This is a genomic window from Gryllotalpicola protaetiae, from assembly GCF_003627055.1.
Taxonomy (GTDB): Bacteria; Actinomycetota; Actinomycetes; order Actinomycetales; family Microbacteriaceae; genus Gryllotalpicola; species Gryllotalpicola protaetiae.
On record NZ_CP032624.1, the window covers coordinates 3331847 to 3356187 of the forward strand.

Sequence of the window (24341 nt, forward strand, 5' to 3'; positions counted from 1 at the left end):
CTAGAGGCCGGGCACGGGGACGACGTAGGGGAACTGGGCCGCACGCAGATGCTCGGAGACCGAGGCCTTGAGCCCCGAGGCGACGGCGGTGCCGGTGACGAGGCTGAGCATCGCCTCAGGGGCGTTGTCCGCCATGGACCGGCCGTTGCGTCCGGCGAAGCCGTATCCGGCGGGCGTGCCGACGACGTAGCGCATGACGTCGGGCAGCAGGATGTGCGCGACGGCGCGGCCGTAGGCGTCAGGGTCGCCGGCGGTCCCGGACGCGGCGACGGTCTGGGAGATCAGGCCGGCCAGCTCCTCTCCGTCCTGCTCGAAATCCACCGAGGGATGACGGCTGTTGGCCGGATGGGTGAACTGGATGTCGTCCGGCCAGAAGATCGGCCACAGCATCGGGTGCCCGAAGCGATTGATCTGGTGCCAGCCGTCGCCCTCGTCGATCTTCGTCGAGCACCACACGGCGATCTCGGTGCCCGGCTGAAGTGGAGCCGAGATGTTCGGCACTTCGAGCACGATGGTGTCGACCGTGGTGTTCGCGAAGCTGTTGGTCGCGGCGTCGGGATGCCACGTCGACAGGTCGAGCGCGGTCCCGCTGCGTACGGCGCCGTTGACCAGCCCGAGCAGCGAGAGGTCGATGTAGAACGAGTCCGCGCTGCGTCCGGCCCACACTCTGAGACCGTTCGCCTCAGCGAGCTGCCCTGTGCGCCCTGTGACCGCCACAGCTCCTGTGGCCTCGTCGCTGGCGGCGTCGTCGTCGGTGAGCACGCTCAGCTCGAAGTCCTGCGCACCGTCTTCCGCCGCCTGGCCGAATACGAAGCGGTACGCGAGCGACTCGTGGGGCGCGTCCGCGAGATGGATCTTGAACTCGTAGCGCGTCTCCGGAAGGAACGACGGCTCCGCCCGCTCCTGAGTGACATTGGAGTTGACGTTCATGATGAAGACCGTGCTGTCGCGGCCGGGGAACACGTACATGTCGTCGATGTAGAGCTGCCCGATCGTGCCGGCGCGGGCTGCGGCGAGGTGGTGGGACATTTCGGCTCCTTCTTCCGTGGAGGTGGATGTCCTCACGGTCGCGCAGCCCGAGCGGCCCGAGCCAGCGTCAAATGACGTCTCTGGGCGCATTACGTGATTCGACTCACGGCGGTAGCCTCCTGCCAGAACACTGCGCGCTCGCACGCGGCGGTGGAGGTGTTGCGCATGGTCCTCGTCGGCAGGGACGCCGAGCTGGCGTTCGTATTCGACCTGCTCAGGCGATCGTCTGCGGCCGGAGAGGCACTGGTCCTCGCCGGTGACCCCGGCGTGGGGAAGACGGCGCTTCTGCAGGAGGTCGCGCGCGAAGCGCGCACCAGCGGGGCTCGTGTCGTCCGCGGAGTCGGCTCTGAGGTCTCCGATATCAGCCTGTCCAGTCTGACGCCGGCCGTCATGCCGCTGATGGCGTACGCGGGCGAGCTGGCGGACGCGCACCGTGAAGCGATCTCCATCGCGGCCGGTTTGACGGACGGCCGGCTCGCCCGCCCGGCGGTCGTCGGCCAAGCTCTGCTCATGCTGCTGATGGCGGCCGCCACGGACTCGCAGGTTCTCTTCCTCGTCGATGATGCGCAGTGGCTGGACCCGTACAGTGGCGAAGTCCTGCGATTCCTTGCGCAGCGTGTGGGCGGTGGCCGGGTGGGTATCGTCGCGGCAGCGAGAACGCCCGCCGTGGAGAGCGTCAACCTGCCCGGCATCCCCCGTCTTGACATCGCGGCCCTGAACACGGAGGCGGCGGAGTCGCTCATCCGCTCCCGTTTCCCCAACCTCGCAGACCGTGTCGTGCGCCGCGTCGTGATCGAGGCGCAGGGGAACCCACTCGCCCTCCTCGAGCTGCCGCCGGCGCTGAGCGGCCCCCAGCGCGCGGCAGTCGAGGCTCTGCCGAGCATCCTCCCCATGAGCGAACGGCTGCAGGCGGTGTTCGCGTCACGGATCGCACAGCTCCCTGAGCAGACGAGGGAGCTCCTGCTGCTCGCGGCTCTCGACGGCACCTCTGACCTGATGGTCCTGGCCGCCGCCTCAACGAGTGCCGATGTGCTCAAAGATCTCGGCCCCGCCGAACGCGACCGGCTCGTCCAGGTCGACAACGAACGCCACCGCATCGATTTCAGACACCCGCTCACGCGATCCGCGGTCATAGAGCTCTCGACGGCGGCTCAGCGCCGGGCGGCCCATGCCGCACTGGCGCGCGCTTTGGCAGAACAGCCTCTCCGACGGGCACCGCACCTCGCCGCTTCGGTCGACAAGCCTGACGAGGAAGTGGCCGGGCAGCTCGAGAGCTGTGCGCAGCATCTCGCGCACCGCGGTGAGGCGACCTCGGCGGTGACGGCGCTGACCAGGGCGGCCGACCTCAGTCCTCACGCCGCAGATCGCAGCAGACGCCTTGCTCGGGCGGCGTTCATCGGCAGTGACATGGCCTGGCAGTTCAACGCCATGGCCGAATTGCTGGATCAGACCAGGGACACCCAGCTCGATCCGGGTTCCGCGCTTCTGCTCGCTGCGGCTGCTGCCGTCATCATGGCGAACGGCGACTACGACTTCGAAGCCACCCACCGCCTGCTCGTCGCCGCGATCGAGGCGCACGCCGGCGACTACGACACGTCGAGTGAGGGGTTGCGGGCCGCGGTCGGCTCGCTGACCATGCTGTGCATCTTCGCCGGCAAGCCGAATCTGTGGCCGGCGTGCGTCGCTGCACTCGGCCGTATGTCGCCAGAGCCGCCCCTCGGCCTGCGCCTTCAGGCCATGACGCAGTTCGACCCCGCGCGCACGGCACATGCGGCACTCGACGAGCTGGATCGGGCCATCGTCGCGCTGAACGACCAGGTCGACCCGGAAGAGCTGCTGCGCATCCCCACGGCGGCCGTGTACGTCGACCGTCTGGCGGGCTGCCGTGATGCTCTGCGCCGTCAGATCGCCGACACCGGCGGCAGCGGCGCGACCGCGCGCATCGCCGTGGCCCGCATGAACCTCTGGGTCGACGCGTTCGGAAGCGGGCGCTGGGATGAGGCGCAGCAACTCGCGCAAGACGGGTTGGACGAGTGCATCGCGGCCGGCGCCGGCCTGTACGCGCAGATCAGCGGCTTCCAGCTGGCCATGCTCGCCGCGGCGCGCGGAGACCACTCCGAGACGGCGCGCCTGACCGACGAGCTGATCGCGTGGGGCTCGGCGCGCGGCGCGCGACTCGGCCAGGTCTTCGCCTGGCATGCTCGGACCGTGGATGCGCTGGGCAGAGGCGACGTCGAAGAGGCGTATCAGTACGCGGCCGCGATCAGCGCGCCCGGTACTTTCCCTCCTTATGAAGCGACTGCGCTCTGGGTGTGCTTCGACCTCGTGGTCGCCGCAGCTCTCTCCGGGCGCCTCGATGCGGCGAAGGCGCACGTGGCTGCGATCGAGGCCGCGAGGCTCGGCGAGCTCTCACCCCGCCTGATGCTGTTGGCATGCGGCGCAGCCGGAGTCGCGGCATCCGACGAAGGCGCCGCGCGCGCAGCGTTCGAGCGCGCTCTTGCGGTCGGTGCGGCCGACCGCTGGCCGTTCGAGAAGGCCCGGGTCCAGCTGGCCTACGGTCGGCGTCTCGCGCGCGCCGGGGCGCGCCTCGAGGCACGTGCCGTCTTGCAAGCTGCTCACGCGACCTTCGATAAGCTCGGCGCGCGGCCGTGGGTGGCGCTTGCGCTTCGCGAGCTGCGCGTGGTGCGATCCGGCCCCTCGGCGCCAGGGCCCGACGCGGTCGCCGGTCTCACCGCACAAGAGCTCCAGATCGCCCAGCTCGCCGCGCAGGGGTACAGCAACAAGGAGATCGGGGCGCGGCTGCACCTCTCCCACCGCACGGTGAGTACGCACCTCTATCGGCTGTTCCCGAAGCTCGGTGTGACCGCGCGCGCCGGCCTGCGCGACGCCCTGACGAAGGAGCGCAAGGACTAGGGGGCGGCGTCTCAGTCCGCAGTCGGGTCGTCGCCGCGGGTCAGCTCGTCCCAGTCGTCGACGGCGCTGTCACCAGGTCGCTCTTCCGGCCTCTTCGAGGTCGCGGACGCCTTGCCGTCGGCTTCTTCGAAACGGACCGCGTTGTAGCGGCGCGACCCGCCCGGCCAGCGGCCGCCGGTGACGAGGGCCGCGAGAGAGCCGAGGGCGATGAGGATGCCGCCGATGAGCGCCAGCGTCGGCCAGGCACTCGCGGCGACGGTGGCGATGAGCGCGTGCACGGACGAGTCGCCGGTGATGCCCGTGGCCGTCGAGACCGCGTTGCGCACCCCGAGCGAGGTCTTCGGGTCTCCCGCCGAGGCGAAGATCACCGTCGCGCCGAGGATCACGCCGATGACGCCCACGATGATGCGGGCCACCCGGCCCGCGATGGCGAATGCGAGGGCGAGCGCAAGGGCGGCCAGCGACAGCGCGGTGAGGGCGGGCGAAGCATCAGATCCCGTGACGACGACGGGTGCAGGGTGCCCTGCGGCATGCGTGAGCGTGACGGTGAACCAGGTCTGCGTCGCACCGGCGAGGCCGAGGCCCGCGCCGATCACGACCACGAGGATCGTCAGGAGCTTGAGACGGCCGCCGGTCACGCCGTGACCCTTCGCATGGCGTTGGCGACCGCGACGGCGCGCAGCGGTGCTGCGGCTTTGTTGCGGCACTCCTCGTACTCGCTCGCGGGATCCGAGTCGGCGACGAGGCCGGCGCCGGCCTGCACATAGGCCATGCCGCCGATGAGCGTCGCGGTGCGGATCGCGATCGCGAGGTCGGCGTCGCCGGCGAAGCCGAAGTAGCCGACCACTCCCCCGTAGACGCCGCGCTGCGCCGGCTCGAGCTCGTCGATGATCTCGAGTGCGCGCGGCTTCGGAGCGCCCGAGAGCGTGCCTGCCGGGAAGGTCGCGCGGAAGACGTCGACGGCCGAGGCATCCGGCCGCACATCGCCCTCGACGCTCGAGACGAGGTGCATGATGTGGCTGAACCGCTCGACCCGCATGAACTCGGTGACCTCGACCGAGCCGGCGCGGCAGACCTTGGCGAGGTCGTTGCGGGCGAGATCGACGAGCATCAGGTGCTCCGCGCGCTCCTTCGGGTCGGCGATGAGGCTCGCCTCGAGCTCGGCGTCGGCCTCGGGCGCCGCGCCGCGCGGGCGGCTGCCGGCGATCGGGTGCGAGTATGCCCGGCCGTCCTCGACCTTGACGAGCGCCTCGGGACTCGAGCCGACGACCGTGTACGGCTCGCCGGCCGGGGTCGCGAGCTGCAGCAGATACATGTACGGGCTCGGGTTGAGGCTGCGCAGCACCCGGTAGACGTCGACCGGGTCGGCGGTGACCGGCTGCTGGAACCGCTGCGAGATGACGACCTGGAACACGTCGCCCGCGGTGATGAAGTCCTTCGAGCGCTCGACAGCGGCGAGGTAGTCGTCACGCGGCGTGCGGTTCTCGGCGTTCGGCTCGGCCGCCAGGTCGACGACCGCGAGCTGCGCGTCGAGCGGCTGGGCGAGCTGCGACTGCAGGCGGTCGAGACGTGCCTGCGCGTCAGACCACAGCCCGTCGGCATCCGCCTCGCCGTCGTTCAACGCATTCGCGATCAGCTGCACCACACCCGTGCGGTGGTCGATCACGACCAGCTCGGCGACGAAGCTGAAGGCGAGGCCCGGCACGTCGAAATCGGCGGGCGGCTGGTGAGGCAGGCGCTCGAGCTGACGGACGGCCTCCCACCCGATGAAGCCGACCAGGCCGCCCGTGAGAGGTGGCAGACCGGGGATGCGCGGTGTCTGCCAGCGCGCGTAGAGCGCGGCGAGCACGTCGAGCGGCGCGGCACTGGAATCGACGGATGCCCCGAGCGCGCGCTGCGCGGACAGACCGTTGCTCTGCCACTGCGCCGATTCGCCCGTCTGCGTGAGCACCCCGAACGCGTTGGCGCCGACGAACGAGTAGCGCGACCAGATGCCTCCCTGCTCTGCGGATTCCAGCAGGAAGGTGCCCGGCCGGCCGGTCGCGAGCTTGCGGTAGATGCCGACCGGGGTCTCGCCGTCGGCGAAGAGCTCGCGCACGACGGGGACGACGCGATGGCCGTCAAGCAGCGCGTTGAACGCCGAGCGCGAGGTGCCCGTCATTCGGCGGCCGCGCCTTCGACCGGGTCGAGCTGGTCGGCGTCGAAGCAGGTGCGGTCGCCCGTGTGGCAGGCCGCGCCGATCTGGTCGACCTCGACGAGCAGCGTGTCGCCGTCGCAGTCGAGCGCAGCCTGGTGCACGTACTGCACGTGGCCGCTGGTATCGCCCTTGCGCCAGTACTCCTGCCGAGAGCGCGACCAGAACGTCACGCGGCCCTCGGTGAGCGTGCGGCGCAGCGCCTCGGCGTCCATGTAGCCGAGCATGAGCACCTCGCGGGTGTCGTGCTGCTGGATGATCGCCGGCATCAGCCCGTCGGCGCCGAATCGCACACGGGTCAGGATGCTGTCGACATCAGGGATCTTGGTCACGTCGGGGGTCGTCATGGCCGTACCTCCAGCCCGGCGGCGCGCAGCTCGCCCTTCACATCGCCGATGGTGAGCTCGCCGTAGTGGAACACCGAGGCGGCGAGCACGGCGTCGGCTCCCGCCTGGATCGCCGGGGCGAAGTCGGCGAGCTTGCCGGCGCCGCCGCTCGCGATCACGGGGACGCGCGACAGTTCGCGCATGAGCTGGGTGAGCTCGAGGTCGTATCCGGCCTTGGTGCCGTCGGCGTCGATCGAGTTGACGAGCAACTCGCCCGCCCCCCGCTCGATGGCCTCGCGCGCCCAGGCGAGGGCGTCGAGGTCTGTCTCGGTGCGGCCGCCGTGCGTGGTCACAACGAAGCCGGACGGTGTGCGCGGGCTACGTGTGATGTCGAGGGAGAGCACGAGCACCTGCGCGCCGAAGCGGTCGGCGATCTCGCCGATCAGCTCGGGGCGTGCGATGGCGGCCGAGTTCACGCCGACCTTGTCGGCGCCGTGCGCGAGCAGCTTGGCGACGTCCTCGGGTGAGCGGACTCCCCCGCCGACGGTCAGCGGCACGAACACCTGCTCCGCGGTGCGGCGCACCATGTCGTACGTCGTGGCTCGGCCCTCGACGGTCGCGGTGACGTCGAGGAAGGTGACTTCGTCTGCGCCCTGCTCGTAGTACTTCCTGGCGAGCTCGACGGGATCGCCGGCATCCGCCAGATTCAGGAAGTTGACACCTTTGACGACGCGACCGTCTGCCACGTCGAGACACGGGATGACGCGGACTGCGACGCCCACGTCAGAGCCTCGCCGCGTGGATCGGCGTGACGAGGATCGCTCGGGCGCCGAGCTCGTAGAGCGCGTCCATGATGTGGTTGATCTCCTCGCGGGGGATCATGACGCGTACCGCGACCCAGGCCGCGTCGCGGGTCGGCGAGATCGTCGGCGACTCCATGCCGGAGGCGATCGCTGTCGCCTGCTCGATCAGCTCGCTCGGCAGGTCGTAGTCCATCAGCACGTAGCGGCGGGCGACCATGACGCCCTCGAGGCGGCGGTGCAGCGTGTCGAGGCCCGGCGCCTCGTTCGGGCCGGCGATGAGCACGGCCTCCGAGCGCAGGATCGGCTCGCCGAAGATCTCAAGGCCCTGCTTGCGCAGCGTGGTTCCCGTCTCGACGACGTCGGCGATCACGTCGGCGACGCCGAGGCGGATCGCGGATTCGACCGCGCCGTCGAGCTTCACGAGGTGCACATCGATGCCGCGCTCAGCGAGGTAGCCGCCGACGAGCACCGGGTAGCTGGTGGCCAGCCGCTTGCCGCGCAGGTCGTCGAGCGCGGCGAACTGCCCGGCGGGGCCCGCGAAGCGGAAGGTGGAGACGGCGAAGCCGAGGGGCTCGTCCTCGTGGGCGTCGGAGCCCGAGTCGATCAGCAAGTCGCGGCCGGTGATGCCGACGTCGAGCGCGCCGCTTCCGACGTAGGTCGCGATGTCGCGCGGGCGCAGATAGAAGAACTCGACGTCGTTCTTCGGGTCGGAGACGATCAGCTCTTTGGGGTCGCGGCGGCCGTTGTAGCCGGCTTCCTTGAGGTATTCCGCAGCGGTCTCGGCGAGGGCGCCCTTGTTGGGCACGGCGATTCTGAGCATGGGGTGGGGTTCGCTTTCAGGGTCGAGGTGAGGTCAGGTCAGGCATCCGATTCACAGATGTCGGTAGACGTCCTCGAGGGTCAGGCCCTTCGCGATCAGCGCGACCTGCAGGTGATAGAGCAGCTGGCTCGCCTCTTCGGCGAACTCGTCGTCGCTCTGGTACTCGGCTGCCATCCACACCTCGGCGGCCTCTTCGACGATCTTCTTCCCGATCTGATGGATGCCCGCGTCGAGCTCTGCCACCGTGCGGGAGCCCTCAGGGCGGGTCTTGGCCTTCTCGCTCAGCTCGGCGAAAAGGTCGTCGAAGGTCTTCACCCTCTCAGCCTAGCTAGTGGAGGTGAGCGGATGCCGCAGACCGCAGCCCCGCGATGGCAGCCCCCGCGTCGTCTGCCCCGAAGACGCTCGAGCCTGCGACGAAGGTGTCGGCGCCGGCATCCGCCGCGATGGTGATCGTGTCGAGCGTGACGCCGCCGTCGACCTGCAGCCAGACATCCGTGCCCTGCCTCGTCGCAGCCTGCCGCAGGGCGGTGAGCTTCGGCATCACATGCGGCAGGAACGATTGGCCGCCGAAGCCCGGCTCGACCGTCATGACGAGCACCTGGTCGAATTCGGGCAGCAGCTCGAGATAGGCGCCGACGTCGGTCTTCGGGCTCAGCGCGATGCCCGCGCGCGCGCCGAGCTTCCGCAGGGTGCGCGCGAGGGTGATCGGCGCGGTCGCGGCCTCCGCATGGAACGTGACCGAGAAGCAGCCGAGCTCGGCGTACTGCGGCGCCCACCGGTCGGGGTCTTCGATCATCAGGTGCACATCGAGCGGCACCGGGCTCGTCGCCTGCACCCGCTCGACCATCTGCGGCCCGAAGGTGAGGTTCGGCACGAAGTGGTTGTCCATCACGTCGACGTGCACGTAGTCGGCCGTGCTGATGCGCTCGAGGTCGCGCTGCATGTTGGCGAAATCAGCGGAGAGGATGCTCGGGTTGATGCGGGCGGCCATGACCTCGAGCCTAGCCTTGGGCCATGGCTGACGAATGGCGGCGCGTGATCGCCGCGCTCGCGAACCCTGATCTGCGGCTCACGTGGGCGCGGCTCGTCTTGGGGGCAGGCGAGGCGGATGCCACGGCCGGCCTCTCCCCCGCGCGGCGGCGCAAGGTGCTCGACGGATTGCGCGGCGCAGGGCTCGTCGACGAGTCGTTCGCTCCGCGTGCCACTGTGTTCGCCGAGGCGCTCGCCGCAGCCCCGGTGCCCGTGCAGCCGAAGGGGCCCGAGAGGTTCCTGCGCGACGGGCGCATCACGCAGTACCCCGCGTCGCAGAGCGAGCGCGCCGAACTTCTCGCGCTGGTCGCTTCCCGCGCGTTCGGCTCAAGCGAGGTGCTCGACGAGCGCGAGGTCAACGAGCGGCTGGCGCGGTTCCACGATGACGTCGCAGTGCTGCGCCGCTACCTGGTCGACTTCGGCCTGCTAGTGCGCACCCGCTCCGGCTCGTCCTACGCGCTGGCGGACGAATCCGTCGAGTGACGTTCCGAGCGACACCGATTCGGTCCTCGCGTGCCTGACACGCCGCACGGGCGCGCCTCTGCGACAGAATCGGTGTCTTGCGGTCAGGGCTCCCGGCGGGCGCTCTCGTCGAGCCGGGCTAGTTGAGCCAGCGCGGCGTCGCGCCAGCCTTGCGGGTCGTCGCCCGCAGGGATCATCGCCAGCGAGATCCACAGCACGAGCGCGTCCCACCAGCCGGCCTCCGTCTCGGTGAGCTCGCGCACGGACTCGTAGCCGGCGCGATACTGCCTGCGCACCTCGCCCGAGACCGGGCCCCAGTCGTGGAAGAGCGTGCCCAGCAAGACGGACGAGCGCGCGAGCTCGACGATACGATGGTCGAGCCAGGCCTCTTCGAAATCGAGGATCGCGCTGATCTCACCGCCTTCGACGAGGATGTTGGCCGCACGGTAGTCGCCGTGCACGAGTTGGAGCGGCAGTGGCTCGGCGCCCGCCGCGGCGATGAGACGCTGCAAGGTCTCGCGGCCGTCGGCAGGCAGGTGGCCGGGGCTGGACGCGAGCCAGTCCGACACCCGCTTCGCGAGTGGCTGCGTCGGCGCCTCGATGCTCGGCAGCGAGTCCGCCGGGACTGAGCCGAGCGACTCGTGCAGCCGTGCAAGCGCGGCGCCCGCGGCAAAAACCTGCTCCGGATCGTCCACGTCGAGCAGCTCCCCGGGCGCCTTGCGTTGCAGGCCAAGCGAGGCCCCGCCGAGCTCGAGCTGGATCTCTCCGTCGAGTGCCGGCACCAGTGCAGAGACCGGGATGCCGCGCGACGCCAGCCCGTTCGTGAGCTGGGCCACCGCGGCGAGGCGCGCGAAGCGCTCCGGCGCGACCGACCACTTGAGCAGCAGTGGCCCAGATTCCGAACTGACCCACGCGAGGGCGTTGCGGCCGCTCATGACGATCCGTTCGCAGGCATCCGCTCGTATGCCCCAGTTGTCGTTCAGCGCATCGATCACCCATCGGGAGGCCGCCCCAGGGTTTGCGAAGCCGAACCGGGACTCGAGGACTTCGTGAGGGCTGTCCGCCTCCCACAGCATCTTCACCGCGGTGGCGTTCGGCTCGGCCATGCGCACCTCAGGCTTTCCGAAGCAGCGCGATGAACATCGCATCGGTGTTGTGGCGGTGCGGCCACAGCTGCACCTGGGCGGGGTCGCCCGCGAGGTCGAGGGGCGTCTTGACGGCGCCCTGCAGGATCTCCTGCGTCGGCAGCTCTTCGAGCACGCCGGGGTGGCGCTTCAGCGCCTCGGCGACGGCGATGCGCGTCTCGCCGAGGTGGGGAGAGCAGGTGACGTACGCCAGGATGCCACCTGAGCGCAGCGCGTCGACGGCAGCGTCGATCAGCGAGGCCTGCAGGCGGGTGAGTTCCGCGACGTCGCGCGGGTGCTTCCGCCAGCGCGACTCTGGGCGGCGGCGCAGTGCGCCGAGGCCGGTGCACGGAGCGTCGAGCAGGACCCGGTCGAACTCTCCAGAGTGCTCGGCGGGGATGCCGCGCCCGTCGCCCTCGACGACCTCGACCGCGTCACCGAGCGGGGCGACGGCGTTGCGCACGAGTCCCGCTCTCGTCGGGACGATCTCGTTCGCGACCAGGGTCGCGCCGCCGCGCCGCGCCTCCGCACCGAGCAGCGCCGCCTTCCCGCCGGGGCCGGCGCACAGGTCGAGCCAGCGCTCCCCCGAGCGCACGGGTCGGGCGGCGATGAGAGCGAGGGCGGCGAGCTGCGATCCCTCGTCCTGCACACGGACCCAGCCGCCCGAGTCGCGGACGTGCCTGAACGGGTCGCCGGAAAGCGTGAAGCCGTACGGGGAGTACGGGTCGGGCTCGGCGCCCTCGGGCACGCCTTCGCCGCCCGGCAGCGCTACGAGGTTCACCCGCGGGGCCGCATTGTCGGCCTCGAGCAGCGCCTCGAGCTCGGCCTCGACGTCGGTCCCTGGCCGGCGCTCGGCCGTGAGCGACTGGCGCAGCGCCCGCACGATCCACACCGGGTGGGAGCCGAGCTCGGCGATCGCCTCGTCGCGGGTGCCAGCATCGGCGAGCACCCGCTCGCGCCACGTGTCGGGCTTGGTGCGTGCGATGCCGCGCAGGACGCCGTTGACGAAGCCGACACGGCCCCGGCCGAGCGCCTGCGCGGCGACGCTGACGGTCTCGTTGACGGCCGCGTGCGACGGGACGCGCATCGAGAGCAGCTGATGCGCGCCGAGGCGCAGCACATCGCGCACGGCTGGCTCGATCTGGTCGATCTCTCGGTGCGCGGCGATGCGGATGACGGCGTCGTAGTACCCCTGCATGCGCAGCGTGCCATAGGTGAGCTCGGTCGCGAGCGCCGCATCGGCCGATGAGAGGCCGGAGCGCTCGAGCCTCACTGGCAGAAGCAGGTTCGCGTAGGCATCCGATTCACGCACTGCGGCCAGCACGTCGTACGCGATACGCCGAGGGCTCGGAGTGCGAGGCAGGTCGTTCATTCCGCCACCAGTCCTTCCGTGAGCTTCTGGCCGCGCCACCAGTCGGCCGCGGCCATGGCCTTCTTGCCGGCGGGCTGCACGGTGAGCAGCTCGAGCGGGTGGGTCGCCGTGCCGAGATAGACGCGCCCGGCACGCGCGCCGAACCCCCCGGGCGCGAGCCGCTCGGCGCCGCGGGCGAGGCGCGCGGCGTGGATCTTGAACCGCTCGCCGCCGACGAGCACGAAGGCGCCCGGCTCGGGCGTGACGCCGCGCAGGCGGGCGTACACCTCGTCACCGGCATCCGTCAGCACCAGTCGCGCGTCGTCGAGCGTGAGCTTGGCTGCCAGCGTTGGGGTGCCGGTCTGCGCGGTCGCGACCGCGCGCCCGTCGGCGATCTGATCGACGACGGATGCCAGTTGAGCGGCGCCGCTCACCGAGAGCGCCTCGAGCACGTCGCCCGAGGTCTCGTCGCCGCCGATCGGCCGCCGTTCGAGCGAGAAGACGTCGCCCGCGTCGAGCTCTTCGACGAGCTGGAAGACGGCCGAGCCGGTCTCTGAGTCGCCCGCCATGACGGCCCGCTGCACCGGGGCGGCGCCGCGCCAGCGCGGAAGCAGAGAGAAGTGCAGGTTGATCCAGCCGAGTCGCGGAGCTGCGAGCATCGGAGCGCGCAGCAGGCCGCCGTAGGCGACGATGACCCCGAGGTCGGGTTCGAGGGCGGCGACCGCGTCGGTCTCGGCGTCGCGCAGCCGGTTCGCCTTGATGGTCGGCAGCGCGAGCTCTGCTGCACGCGCAGCGACCGGCGAAGGGGTCAGTTCGCGCTTGCGGCCGAGTGGCGCGTCGGCGCGGGTGACGACGCCGACGACGTCGTGCCTGCTCTCCGTGAGCGCGTCGAGGGTGGGAACGGCCACGGGCGGGGTGCCTGCGAAAACGATGCGCAGGGAAGGTGCGTTGCTCGGCATGTCGTGCGGTTTTCCTACGTATCTAGAGGATCTCGGGGTCGTCCAGCTTGACCCTCAGTGTAGGAGCGGGACGGCCCCGTCTGCGTCCGGCAGGCGGCCTGCGCGCGCCGGTCGCCTGCCGCACGATCACGCCGCGCAGCGCGGCGGCGACCGCATCGCCGTGGGCGTACTCGAAGCGCACGATGGCGCGCACCTGGTCGTCGTCGAGGGTGCGCGGCCCGTCGGCCGGCACCGGCGCAGGGCCGAGCACGTCGCGGATCGGCACGTGCTCGGCCGCATCGAGAGCCGCCTGCACCGCGGCCGGCCGCCCGGTGACGGATGCCACGCGTAGCGCGGGCGGAAAGCCGAGCGCGCGCCGGTCCTGCAGCTGCGCGGCCGCGTAGCTGTGCTGCTGCCAGAGCGTGAGCGCTTGCGCGAGCGGGCCGCCGACTCCGGCGAGCACGGTCGGCGCGCCGGGGGCCGCGAGAGCCGCCGCGTTCGACCACCAGCGCAGGCAGTCGTCACCGACGTGCAGGCTCTCGCGCTGAAGCATCCGCTCGCCGTCGAGCAGGATGATCGCCGCATAGCCGCCCGCCGCGATCGGCTCAGCCCCCCGGGTCGCGACCACCAGCGTGCGGGGCTCGTCGTCGACCCGGGTGAGCGGCCGCTCGCCGTCGCTCACCACGACCCGCGTGCCGGGGAAGGCGCGCCCGAGCTCTTCAGCCGTGCGGCCCGAGCCGCGTGTCACCATGCGGTACGTCGTGTTGTTGCATTCGCTGCAGGCCCAGTCCCCCACGAGCCGGCCGCACCATGCGCAGCTCGGCACGGCGTGCGACGAGGCGAGCTGCAAGGGGCCTGCACAGTTCGTGCACCGCGCTGCCTGGCCGCAGCGGCGGCAGGCCAGCAGCGAGACGTAGCCGGGGCGCGCGACCTGCACCAGAACGGGGCCGGCGAGCAGCGCCTCGGCCGCGGTGCGGAACGCCGCGGACGGCACGCGGCCGCCGTCGCCCGCCTGCTGCCTCTGCTGCGCCGCCGTCGGCACCACCTTCGGTGTGACGAGCGGCACCGGGGCGACGTCGCTCAGGTAGCCGAGCTCGACGAGGCGCTGCACCTCGACCGTGCGGGTATGGCCGGCGAAGATGACGGCGCACTCCTGCTGCTGCTGGCGCACCAGTGCGACGTCTCGGGCGTGCGCGTATGGGGCGAGCGGCTCGGCGAACAGAGGATCGCCGTCGTCGTAGAGGGCGATCAGCCCGAGCTTCGCCGCAGGAGCGTAGAGCACCGACCGGTTGCCGACGATGATGCGCGGCGTGCTCACGCCGTCATCGGGCTGCGGCAGGCAGGACAGGAAAGCGGCGTAGCGCTGCGCGTTAGTGCGGCGCGCGTCGAGCGACGCGACAGAGCCGGCCGGCGCGACGGTGCGCAGCACCGCCTCGAGCTGCTCCTGGTCGCGGTAGTCGGGCACGGCGATGATCGCGCTGCGCCCAGAGATCACCGCACGGACAGCCGCCTGTGCGAGCGTCACCGCCCATCGGCCGACCCACGCGCCGTCGGACAGCTCCACCACGCCGGGCAGCGATCGCAGGGCGAGTCGGCCGCCGCCGTCGACGGCCGACTCGATGAGGCCGCCCTCATAGCCGGCGACCGGGTGCGCCAGCTGCGGCACGTCGCGCGGCGAGCCCTGCGCGAGCCACTTGCGCTCGACCGCGACCGAGCGCCGCGGGATCGCGAGGCGCAGCACGTCGTTCGCGCTGCCTGCCTGCCGGTCGCTCACGCGTCGTGCGAGCGACCACACCTCGGGCGCGAGCACGCGCGCGGGCGACACGACGGATTCCAGGGGCGTCAGCGCCCCGTCGAACTCCGTCGTGTCACCGACGTCGACGACGAGCCCGTCGGCGAGCCGCCCCTCTGCGCGTAGAGGAGCCGTCACGCGGACGCCGGGAACGACCTGCTCGGCGATCGCAGGCGGGATCGCGTAGTCGAACAGTCGGTCGAGCTGCGGCAGCGGCGTGTCGAGGACGACGCGCGCCACGCGCGGGGCGCCCGCAGACCGCGCAGCCGTTTCCGGCTGCGCGCCGCTGCCGCCGAGCGGCGTCTCGCCGCTCGGTCCGGTCATAGCCGCGCCTTCCCTCTACAGGCCGGCGGCGGCGCGCAGCGCGTCGACGCGGTCGAGCCGCTCCCACGTGAAGTCGGGCAGCTCGCGGCCGAAGTGGCCGTAGGCGGCGGTCTGCGAATAGATCGGTCGCAGGAGATCGAGATCGCGGATGATCGCGGCCGGGCGCAGGTCGAAGACCTGCTGGATGGCGCTCGTGATGGTCTCGACCGGCACCTTCTCAGTGCCGAAGGCCTCGACGTAGAGGCCGACGGGGTGCGCGGCGCCGATGGCGTAGGCGACCTGCACCTCGAGTCGGTCGGCGAGCCCTGCCGCGACCGCGTTCTTCGCAACCCAGCGCATGGCGTAGGCGGCAGAGCGGTCGACCTTCGACGGGTCCTTGCCGCTGAACGCGCCGCCGCCGTGCCGGCTCGCGCCGCCGTAGGTGTCGACGATGATCTTGCGGCCGGTCAGGCCGGCGTCGCCATGCGGTCCGCCGATCTCGAACTTCCCGGTGGGATTGATCAGCAGCTTGAGCTCCGAGGTGTCGAGGTCGACCGTCTCGAGGACGGGGCGGATCACGACGCGCTCGACGGCCTCGCGCAGCTCGGCGAGGCCGATCGCCGGCGAATGCTGGGTCGAGAGCACGACGGTGTCGATGGTCTTCGGGGTGAATCCCTCGTAGCCGATGGTCACCTGGGTCTTGCCGTCGGGGCGCAGGAAGTCGAGCTCGCCTGACTTGCGCACCGCCGTGAGTCGCTCGGAGAGGCGGTGGGCGAGCCACACCGGGAGGGGCATGAGCTGCGGGGTCTCGGTCGTCGCGAAGCCGAACATGATGCCCTGGTCGCCCGCGCCCTGGTGGTCGAGTGCGTCGACGCTGGTGCCCTCGCGCGTCTCGAATGCGTCGTCGACGCCCTGGGCGATGTCGGGCGACTGCGCACCGATCGAGATCGACACGCCGCACGAGCGGCCGTCGAACCACACGTCGGAGGACGTGTAGCCGATGGAGGTGATCTTCTCTCGCACGATCGCCGGGATCTCGACGTAGCCCGAGGTCGTGACCTCGCCGGCGACGTGGACCTGACCGGTGGTGACCAGCGTCTCGACCGCGACGCGGGCGTTCGGGTCGACGGCGAGCAGCGCGTCGAGGATCGCGTCGGAGATCTGGTCGCAGATCTTGTCGGGGTGGCCCTCGGTCACGGACTCCGAGGTGAAAAGGCGCAAAGCGGACATGAGTCTCCCTAGTTTCGGGGCCGTATGCGTCTGGTTCGCGTCAGGCGGTTGATTCTCTACGGGACGCGGGACAGCGTCGCGTCGAGAATACGATCGGCCACCGACAACTTCGTTCCCGAGGCCTCCATCACGATATCGCCCGCCCTGTTCAACACGATGACGTCGTTGTCATCTGTTGCGAATCCGTGGTTCCAGCCCACGTTGTTGACGACCAGGAAGTCGCAGCCCTTTCGCGCGATCTTCGACCGGCCCAGCTCGAGCAGCGTCGCAGGGTCCTTCTCGGTCTCGGCGGCGAAGCCGATGACCAGCTGCCCTTCGGGGCGCGCGGCCGACAGCTCGGCGAGGATGTCGGGGTTCACGACGAACTCGACCGTGAGCCGGTCGCCCGTGTGCTCCTTCTTGATCTTCCCCTGCTGCACCTGCGCAGGCCGGTAGTCGGCCACGGCGGCCGCCATGATGACGACGTCGGCATCGCCCGCGGCATCCGTCACGGCCTTCTCGAGCTCGAGCGTGGTGCTGACGGATTCCACAGCGATCCCGTCCGGCACCGCATCGGTCCCGACGTTCGCCGCGATCAGCGTGACGACGGCGCCGCGAGCAGCGGCGGCAGCGGCGATCGCCATGCCCTGCTTCCCGCTCGAGCGGTTGCCCATGAAGCGCACCGGGTCGAATGGCTCGCGCGTGCCGCCCGCGGTCACGACGACGCGCAGGCCGTCGAGGTCGAGTCGGGTGCCGGCGCTCGCGCTGTCGACACGGGCGCGGCGCGAACGGGCGGCGGATGCCGGGGCGGCGCTTCCTTGCGTCGCGGGCGCTTGGCCGAGGACGTGCGTGAGCGCTGCCCGTGCGATGTCGTCGGGCTCCTCCATCCGGCCGGGGCCGGAGTCGCTGCCGGTGAGCTGACCGGAGGCAGGCCCGACCACGACGACTCCGCGCTCGCGCAGCGTGCGCACATTCGCCTGCGTCGCGGGCGCCTGCCACATTCCGGTGTGCATCGCGGGGGCGATCACGACGGGGGCCTTCGAGGCGAGCACGGTGTTGGTGAGCAGGTCGTCGGCGATTCCGTGCGCGAGCTTCGCGATGGTATTCGCGGTCGCAGGGGCGATGACGATCAGGTCGGCTTTCTGGCCGAGGGCCACGTGGCGCACCTCGTCGACGCCGTCGTATAGGTCGGCGGTGACCGGGTTGCGGCTGACCGCCTCCCACGTCGGCGTGCCGACGAATCTCAGCGCCGCCTCGGTCGGCACCACGTGCACGTCGTGGCCCGCGAGCACGAAGCCGCGCACCAGCGAGACGGTCTTGTATGCGGCGATGCCGCCGGTCACCCCGACGACGATGGTCAGACGGGGCGCCTCGGCGGCATCGGAGGTCACGTGCGCGGCGTTCGAGGACTAGGCCTGCTCGGCGATCGGCTTCACGACGAGCTTGTCCTCGTTGATCTCGTGAAGGGCGACCGACAGCGGCTTGTCGTCGACGGACGAGTCGACCAGCGGGCCGACGTTGTCGAACAGGCTGCCCTCGTGCAGGTCGGCGTAGTAGTCGTTGATCTGGCGAGCGCGCTTGCTCGCGAAGATGACCAGCGCGTACTTCGACTCGACCTTGCTCAGCAGCTCGTCGATCGGCGGGTCGATGATGCCCTTCTGGGACGTCGCCATGGGGTGCTCCTAACGGGTCTGTGTCGACCAGGGATTGGTCGGGGGTGCCGCGGTCAGTCGCGCGTTTGCGCGCGAATCGGCACAGACATCAAGTCTACGACTTCGCGCGCGGCCTCCGGCACGGTGGTGTTGACGACGGTGCGGTCGAACTCGTCTTCAGAGGCGAGCTCGACCTTGGCGGTCTCGAGCCTGCGCCGCTGCTCTTCGGGAGTCTCGGTGCCGCGTCCGACGAGACGGCGCACGAGCTCGTCCCAGGTGGGCGGTGCGAGGAACACGAGCAGCGCAGCCGGATCGTTGGCCCGCACCTGGCGGGCGCCCTGCAGGTCGATCTCGAGCAGCACGTTGCGGCCGGCCGCGAGCGCACCGTCGACGGGCCCGCGGGGTGTTCCGTAGCGGCTCAGGTTGTGAACCGTCGCCCACTCGAGGAACTCGCCGGCCGCGATCATGCGGTCGAACTCGGCGTCGTCGACGAAGTAGTAGTGCACGCCGTCGACCTCGCCGGGTCGCGGCTTCCGCGTCGTTGCAGAGACCGAGAACATCACCTCCGGGTAGTTCTCGCGGATGTAGGACGACACGCTGCCCTTGCCGACCGCCGTGGGCCCGGCGAGCACGACGAGACGGCCGGCCCCGTGCCCGCGCGCAGACAGCCGCGCCCGCTCGCGCAGGAACTCGCGCAGCCGCTCGCGCTGGTGCCGGCCGAGGCCGCCGACGCGTTTCACCTGCGAGATCTCGAGCCGATCGAGCGTCGCCTTCATCTTCGTCACGCCGATCGCGGGGATCGCGAGCAGGAAGTCCGTGACCCGCAGCGTGCCCGCCGGCCCGTTGGGGTCGCGCGCGCCCTCGTCGAGGACGGATTCCGCGCTGCGCTTGCCTGAGGCGATCTGAGCCTTGAGGTCGGCACGGGCGCGCCGCGCGGCGACGGCTGCGCGGGATGCCGCGGCGCGGTCGACGTCGGGTGGCGTGGGACGCGCGGCCCCGCGCGTGCCCTCGGCCGACTCGCTCACCTCGAGCTCAGACAAGGGCGGCTCGCAACTCGGCGGCGCGGGCGTCGATCGCAGTCGCGAGGCCGCGTGGGCCCGCCTGCAGCAGGCTGCGGGATTCCGAGACGAGCGTGTACGGCGCGAGCGACCCGAACAGCCTCCGCACGTCGGTCCCCAGAGCCCCCTGGTGCCCGAAGCCCGGCGCGAGCACGGGCAGAGCGGGCGAGTGCGCCGTGTGCACGTCGACCCCGAGCGCGGCGAAGTCGATGGTGGCACCGATGACGACGCCGATCGAGCCGACCGGCCCTTCTCCGACGCGACCCGCATTGAATGCGCTCACATCATCGATGATGGCACGAGAGACGGTCGGGATGGCAAGGGATGCCTGATCAGAGCCGGAACTCGTCGTGTTCGCCTGCTGCACGCGTGCGCTCTGCAGCCGCGCGGCCTCGGGGTTCGAGGTCGCGGCCAGCACGAACATCCCCTTGCCGTTCGCCGTCGCGTACTCCATCGCGGAGGCGAGGGAGCCGACGCCCTGGAACGGGTTGATCGTGACGGCGTCCGCTTCGAGCGGCGCGCCGGGGGTGAGCCACGCCTCGGCGTAGCCCGCGAGCGAGGTGTCGATGTCGCCGCGCTTCGCATCGGCGATGGTGATGAGGCCGGCCGAGCGCGCCGCGGCCAGTACCTCTTCCAGTGCGGCATACCCGGCAGAGCCGAAACGCTCGAAGAACGCCACCTGCGGCTTCACGATGCCGGCGCGGCCGGCCGCGGCATCCACCGCCTTCAGCCCGAATTCGCGCACGCCGGCCGCCGAGGACGGCAGGCCCCACTCGTCGAGCAGGAAGTCGTGCGGGTCGATGCCGACGCACAGCGGCCCGAAGGCCTCGAGGGCCGACTGCAGCACTCCCCCGAAGCCGAACCCCAGTCCGAACCCGGTGTCGCTCATGCGAGGCTCCCCTCGAGCCTGGCGTCGCGCTCGCGCTGGTAGTCCTGCAGGCTCTTCACCTCGAACCCGGCGCGCACCGCCTCGATCGAGGCGACGGCGGCCGACAGCTCGCTGATCGTGGTGAACAGCGGCTTGTCGGCGGCGACCGCGGCGGCACGGATCTCGTAGCCGTCGTGCCGGGTCGAGCCGCCGGTCGGGGTGTTCACGACCATGTCGACCTCGCCGCGGTTCAGCATGTCGACGACCGACTCGCCGGCGAGCTCGCTCTCCGAGAACTTCCGCACGGTCTCGCTCGCGATGCCGTTGCGGGCGAGCACCTCACCGGTGCCTTCCGTGGCGACCACGCGGTAGCCGAGCTCGGTGAGCCGGAGGATCGGCAGGATGATGTTGCGCTTGTCGCGGTCCGCCACCGAGACGAAGACGGTGCCGGAGGACGGGATGCCACCGTATGCCGCCGCTTGGCTCTTCGCGAACGCGCGCGGGAAGTCGCGGTCGATGCCCATGACCTCGCCGGTCGAGCGCATCTCGGGCCCGAGCAGCGAGTCGACGACCTGTCCCGCCTTGTTGCGGAAGCGCTTGAACGGCAGCACGGCCTCCTTCACGGCGACGGGCGCGTCGAGCGGCACCGCCGACCCGTCGGCGGCGGGCAGCAGGCCCTCCGCGATGAGCTCGGCGATGGTCGCGCCCGCCATCACGCGGCTGGCGGCCTTCGCGAGCGGAATCCCCAGCGCCTTGCTCACGAACGGCACGGTGCGGCTGGCGCGCGGGTTCGCCTCGAGCACGTAGAGCACGCCCGCGCTGATCGCGAACTGCACGTTGAGCAGCCCGCGCACCCCGATTCCTTCGGCGATCTTGCCGGTGGCGTCGATCACCTTCGCGATGTCGGAGCGGCCGAGGGTCACGGGCGGCAGGGTGCAGCTCGAGTCGCCGGAGTGCACGCCGGCCTCTTCGATGTGCTCCATGACGCCGCCGATGTAGAGCCGCTCGCCGTCGTAGAGCGCGTCGACGTCGATCTCGGTCGCGTCGTCGAGGAAGCGGTCGACGAGCAGCGGATGGCCGGGGCCGACGATGCCCTGCCCCTCGATGCGGTCGAAGTAGTCGACCAGCTGGTCCTCGCCGAACACGATCTCCATGCCGCGGCCGCCGAGCACGTAGCTCGGGCGCACGAGCACCGGGTAACCGATCTCGCCGGCGACCTGCTTGGCGCCGTCGAGCTCGTAGGCGATGCCGTTGCGCGGCGCGAGGAGCCCCGCGTCTTCGAGGATGCCGGCGAACAGCCCGCGCTCCTCGGCGAGGTCGATCGCCTCGGGGCTCGTGCCGAGGATCGTGACCCCCGCCTCCTTGAGGCCGGTCGCGAGACCGAGCGCGGTCTGGCCGCCGAGCTGGACGACGACGCCGACGAGCTCACCGGACTTCGACTCGGCGTGGATCACCTCGAGGACGTCCTCGAGCGTCAGCGGCTCGAAGTACAGGCGGTCCGAGGTGTCGTAGTCGGTCGACACGGTCTCCGGGTTGCAGTTGATCATGATCGTCTCGAAGCCGGCGTCGTGCAGCGCGAACGAGGCGTGCACGCACGAGTAGTCGAATTCGACGCCCTGGCCGATGCGGTTCGGGCCGGATCCGAGGATGACGACCTTGCGCTTGCTCGACGGCTCGACCTCGGTCTCGAGGTCGTAGCTCGAGTAGTGGTACGGGGTGAGCGCCGGGAACTCGCCCGCGCAGGTGTCGACCGTCTTGTAGACGGGGCGTACGCCGAGGATGTGGCGCACCTCGCGCACGTCGGCCTCGCGGAAGCCGCGCAGCTGCCCGATCTGCGCGTCGGAGAAGCCGTGCTCCTTCGCCCACACCATCGTCGCGGTGTCGAGGGTCGGCGCGCTGCGCACATCCTCGGCGACCTCGTTGATCAGCGCGATCTGGTCGAGGAACCACGGGTCGATCTTGGTCGCGTCGAACGCCTGCTCGACCGTCGCGCCCTTGCGCAGCGCCTGCTGCACGAGCACGATGCGGCCGTCGGTCGGGGTCGCGGCGAGCTCGAGCAGTTCGTCGACCGTGCGCTCCTCCTCGTCCCAGTGGAACGACGAGCCGCGCTTCTCGAGGCTGCGCAGCGCCTTCTGCAGCGCGGTCGAGAAGTTGCGGCCGATCGCCATCGCCTCCCCGACCGACTTCATGGTCGTGGTGAGCGTCGGGTCCGCCGCAGGGAACTTCTCGAACGCGAAGCGCGGCACCTTGACGACGATGTAGTCGAGCGTCGGCTCGAAGCTCGCCGGGGTGACGCGGGTGATGTCGTTGGGGATCTCGTCGAGTCGGTAGCCGATCGCGAGCTTGGCGGCGATCTTCGCGATGGGGAATCCGGTCGCCTTCGATGCCAGTGCGGAAGACCGCGAGACGCGCGGGTTCATCTCGATCACGATGACCCGGCCGTTCGCCGGGTCGATCGCGAACTGGATGTTGCAGCCGCCGGTGTCGACGCCGACGCGGCGGATGATCTCGATGCCGATGTTGCGAAGGTTCTGGAACTCGCGGTCGGTCAGCGTGAGCGCCGGCGCGACGGTGATCGAGTCGCCTGTGTGCACGCCGACGGGGTCGACGTTCTCGATCGAGCAGACGACGACGGTGTTGTCGGCCGTGTCGCGCATGAGCTCGAGCTCGTACTCCTTCCACCCGAGGATCGACTCCTCGAGCAGCACCTCGTGCGTGGGCGAGTCGTGCAGGCCCGCGCCGCCGATGCGACGCAGGTCCTCTTCGTTGTAGGCGAAGCCGGAGCCCAGGCCGCCCATCGTGAACGAGGGGCGCACGACGAGCGGGTAGCCGAGCTTCTCGGCGCCGGCCAGCAGGTCGTCCACGGTGTGGCAGATGACGGATGCCGCGACGTCGGCCCCCGCTTCGAGAACGAGCTCCTTGAAGACCTGCCGGTCCTCACCCTTGCGGATCGCGTCGACCTTGGCGCCGATCAGCTCGACGCCGTACTTCTCGAGGATGCCCTGCTCGTGCAGTGCCATCGCGGCATTGAGCGCGGTCTGCCCGCCGAGGGTCGGCAGGATCGCGTCCGGCTTCTCCTTCTGGATGATCGTCTCGATCACCTCGGGCGTGATGGGCTCGACGTAGGTCGCGTCGGCGAAGTCGGGATCGGTCATGATCGTCGCGGGGTTCGAGTTGACGAGGATGACGCGCACCCCCTCTGCCCGCAGCACGCGGCACGCCTGGGTGCCCGAGTAGTCGAACTCGACCGCCTGGCCGATGACGATCGGCCCTGAGCCGATGACGAGGACGCTGTTGATGTCGGGGCGCTTGGGCATGTCTTACTCGGCGTCCTTCTTGGTCTGGTCGAGCACGAGCTCGCGGAAGCGGTCGAAGAGGTAGTTGGCGTCGTGCGGGCCGGCCGCCGCCTCAGGGTGGTACTGCACCGAGAACGCCGGGATGTCGAGGGCGTTGAGGCCCTCGACCACGTCGTCGTTGAGATCGACGTGGCTCACCTCGACGCGGCCGTAGCCGTTCGGCGAGTCGAACGGCTCATCGTTCGACGGCGCCTTCACTGCGAAGCCGTGGTTGTGCGCCGTGATCTCGACGCGGCCGGTGGACTTGTCGACGACCGGCTGGTTGATGCCGCGGTGGCCGAACGGCAGCTTGTACGTGTCGAGGCCGAGCGCGCGGCCGAGCAGCTGGTTGCCGAAGCAGATGCCGAAGAACGGCAGGCCTGCGTCCAGCACCCCGCGCAGCACCTGCACTTGGCCTTCTGAGGCGGACGGGTCGCCGGGGCCGTTCGAGTAGAAGGCCGCAACCGGCTCGATGGCGAGGATCTGCTCGAGGGTCGAGTCCTGCGGAAGGACGTGCACCTCGAAGCCGCGGTTCGCGAGGTTCACGATCGTCGACTGCTTGACGCCGAGGTCGAGCACCGCGAGGTTGCCGATCTTCTCGCCCACGGCCGGGGTCACGGTGTTCTCGGTGACCGACACCTGCGCCGACAGGTTGAGGCCTGCCATCTCGTCGCCGGCGCGCACCAGCTCGAGCTGCTCGTACTGCGACAGCGTCGCGTCGCCGCCCGAGAAGATCCCGGCGCGCATGGCGCCGAGGTCGCGGATGTGCCTGGTCACCGCGCGCGTGTCGATGCCTGAGATGCCCACGATGTCGGTCGAGACGAGCTCGTCGTCGAGGCTGCGGATGCTTCGGAAGTTCGAGACAACGCGGCTAGGGTCCCGCACCACGTAGCCGGCGACCCAGATGCGCCGCGACTCCATGTCCTCGTCGTTCATGCCGGTGTTGCCGATGTGCGGCGCCGTCTGGATGACGATCTGGCCCGCGTACGACGGGTCGGTCAGGGTCTCCTGGTAGCCGGTCATGCCCGTCGCGAAGACGAGCTCGCCGAGCGTGCGGCCCTCCGCGCCGTAGGCGCGGCCCTCGTAGCGGGTCCCGTCCTCAAGTACCAGGACGGCGGGGGAAGGAACAGGCACG

Annotated in this window: 21 protein-coding genes; 2 read left to right on the forward strand and 19 right to left on the reverse strand. The window is 70.6% G+C overall.

All coding sequences use genetic code 11. The features are described from left to right. The gene (locus D7I44_RS16220) at nt 1-1029 is read right to left on the reverse strand and encodes a DUF4331 family protein (protein ID WP_120790444.1); all 1029 of its coding nucleotides are present in this window, start codon (nt 1027-1029) and stop codon (nt 1-3) included. A 165-nt stretch (nt 1030-1194) separates the two neighbouring features. Here D7I44_RS16220 and D7I44_RS16225 point away from each other — a divergent pair, with 165 nt between their 5' ends. Continuing rightward, the gene (locus tag D7I44_RS16225) at nt 1195-3942 is read left to right on the forward strand and encodes an AAA family ATPase (RefSeq protein WP_120790445.1); all 2748 of its coding nucleotides are present in this window, start codon (nt 1195-1197) and stop codon (nt 3940-3942) included. Between the two features lie 11 nt (nt 3943-3953). On the opposite strand, the gene D7I44_RS16230 is transcribed toward D7I44_RS16225, so the two are convergent. The 7 genes from D7I44_RS16230 to rpe are packed head-to-tail and all read right to left on the reverse strand — an operon-like array spanning nt 3954 to nt 9076. After that, nucleotides 3954-4580: a Trp biosynthesis-associated membrane protein gene (locus D7I44_RS16230; protein WP_162940331.1), complete on the reverse strand. Its 627-nt coding sequence runs from the start codon at nt 4578-4580 to the stop codon at nt 3954-3956. Next, a complete protein-coding gene (locus D7I44_RS16235; protein ID WP_120790447.1) occupies nt 4577-6103 on the reverse strand; it encodes an anthranilate synthase component I in 1527 nt (508 codons plus the stop codon). The genes D7I44_RS16230 and D7I44_RS16235 overlap by 4 nt, the downstream gene beginning before the upstream one ends. Then, nucleotides 6100-6483 (reverse strand): phosphoribosyl-AMP cyclohydrolase, encoded by a 384-nt coding sequence (hisI, locus tag D7I44_RS16240; protein WP_120790448.1) that lies wholly within the window; start codon nt 6481-6483, stop codon nt 6100-6102. Before hisI ends, D7I44_RS16235 begins: the two co-directional genes overlap by 4 nt. After that, nucleotides 6480-7244 (reverse strand): imidazole glycerol phosphate synthase subunit HisF, encoded by a 765-nt coding sequence (gene hisF, locus D7I44_RS16245; RefSeq protein WP_120790449.1) that lies wholly within the window; start codon nt 7242-7244, stop codon nt 6480-6482. Before hisF ends, hisI begins: the two co-directional genes overlap by 4 nt. A 1-nt stretch (nt 7245) precedes the next feature. Then, nucleotides 7246-8085 (reverse strand): ATP phosphoribosyltransferase, encoded by an 840-nt coding sequence (hisG, locus tag D7I44_RS16250; protein WP_120790450.1) that lies wholly within the window; start codon nt 8083-8085, stop codon nt 7246-7248. A 51-nt stretch (nt 8086-8136) separates the two neighbouring features. Continuing rightward, nucleotides 8137-8400, reverse strand: coding sequence for a phosphoribosyl-ATP diphosphatase (locus D7I44_RS16255; protein ID WP_120790451.1), 264 nt, complete (start codon nt 8398-8400; stop codon nt 8137-8139). A gap of 13 nt (nt 8401-8413) precedes the next feature. Next, nucleotides 8414-9076, reverse strand: a complete 663-nt coding sequence (gene rpe, locus D7I44_RS16260; protein WP_120790452.1) for a ribulose-phosphate 3-epimerase — start codon at nt 9074-9076, stop codon at nt 8414-8416. A 23-nt stretch (nt 9077-9099) separates the two neighbouring features. Here rpe and D7I44_RS16265 point away from each other — a divergent pair, with 23 nt between their 5' ends. After that, the gene (locus D7I44_RS16265) at nt 9100-9597 is read left to right on the forward strand and encodes a DUF2087 domain-containing protein (protein WP_120790453.1); all 498 of its coding nucleotides are present in this window, start codon (nt 9100-9102) and stop codon (nt 9595-9597) included. Nucleotides 9598-9680: 83 nt separating this feature from the next. Here D7I44_RS16265 and D7I44_RS16270 read toward each other — a convergent pair whose 3' ends face one another. From D7I44_RS16270 to carA, 11 genes are read right to left on the reverse strand one after another with little or no spacing between them, the layout of a single operon-like run. After that, nucleotides 9681-10682, reverse strand: a complete 1002-nt coding sequence (locus D7I44_RS16270; RefSeq protein WP_120791019.1) for a phosphotransferase enzyme family protein — start codon at nt 10680-10682, stop codon at nt 9681-9683. Between the two features lie 7 nt (nt 10683-10689). Next, a complete protein-coding gene (locus tag D7I44_RS16275) occupies nt 10690-12072 on the reverse strand; it encodes an RsmB/NOP family class I SAM-dependent RNA methyltransferase (RefSeq protein WP_120790454.1) in 1383 nt (460 codons plus the stop codon). Continuing rightward, nucleotides 12069-12989 carry a methionyl-tRNA formyltransferase gene (fmt, locus tag D7I44_RS16280; protein WP_120791020.1) on the reverse strand — a complete coding sequence of 307 codons (921 nt, stop codon included), beginning with the start codon at nt 12987-12989 and terminating at the stop codon, nt 12069-12071. Before fmt ends, D7I44_RS16275 begins: the two co-directional genes overlap by 4 nt. Before the next feature lie 43 nt (nt 12990-13032). Then, complete coding sequence (locus D7I44_RS16285) at nt 13033-15105, reverse strand: primosomal protein N' family DNA-binding protein (protein ID WP_162940332.1); 2073 nt, start codon at nt 15103-15105, stop codon at nt 13033-13035. Between the two features lie 15 nt (nt 15106-15120). Beyond that, nucleotides 15121-16314 (reverse strand): methionine adenosyltransferase, encoded by a 1194-nt coding sequence (metK, locus tag D7I44_RS16290; RefSeq protein WP_120790455.1) that lies wholly within the window; start codon nt 16312-16314, stop codon nt 15121-15123. A gap of 56 nt (nt 16315-16370) precedes the next feature. After that, nucleotides 16371-17654: a bifunctional phosphopantothenoylcysteine decarboxylase/phosphopantothenate synthase gene (locus D7I44_RS16295; RefSeq protein ID WP_120791022.1), complete on the reverse strand. Its 1284-nt coding sequence runs from the start codon at nt 17652-17654 to the stop codon at nt 16371-16373. Between the two features lie 48 nt (nt 17655-17702). Continuing rightward, the gene (gene rpoZ / locus D7I44_RS16300; RefSeq protein ID WP_120790456.1) at nt 17703-17966 is read right to left on the reverse strand and encodes a DNA-directed RNA polymerase subunit omega; all 264 of its coding nucleotides are present in this window, start codon (nt 17964-17966) and stop codon (nt 17703-17705) included. A 53-nt stretch (nt 17967-18019) separates the two neighbouring features. Further along, a complete protein-coding gene (gmk, locus tag D7I44_RS16305; protein WP_120791023.1) occupies nt 18020-18970 on the reverse strand; it encodes a guanylate kinase in 951 nt (316 codons plus the stop codon). A 7-nt stretch (nt 18971-18977) separates the two neighbouring features. Then, nucleotides 18978-19892 (reverse strand): orotidine-5'-phosphate decarboxylase, encoded by a 915-nt coding sequence (gene pyrF / locus D7I44_RS16310; RefSeq protein WP_120790457.1) that lies wholly within the window; start codon nt 19890-19892, stop codon nt 18978-18980. Next, complete coding sequence (gene carB, locus D7I44_RS16315; RefSeq protein WP_120790458.1) at nt 19889-23188, reverse strand: carbamoyl-phosphate synthase large subunit; 3300 nt, start codon at nt 23186-23188, stop codon at nt 19889-19891. Before carB ends, pyrF begins: the two co-directional genes overlap by 4 nt. Before the next feature lie 3 nt (nt 23189-23191). Next, complete coding sequence (gene carA, locus D7I44_RS16320) at nt 23192-24340, reverse strand: glutamine-hydrolyzing carbamoyl-phosphate synthase small subunit (protein WP_120790459.1); 1149 nt, start codon at nt 24338-24340, stop codon at nt 23192-23194. Nucleotide 24341: the final 1 nt, after the last annotated feature.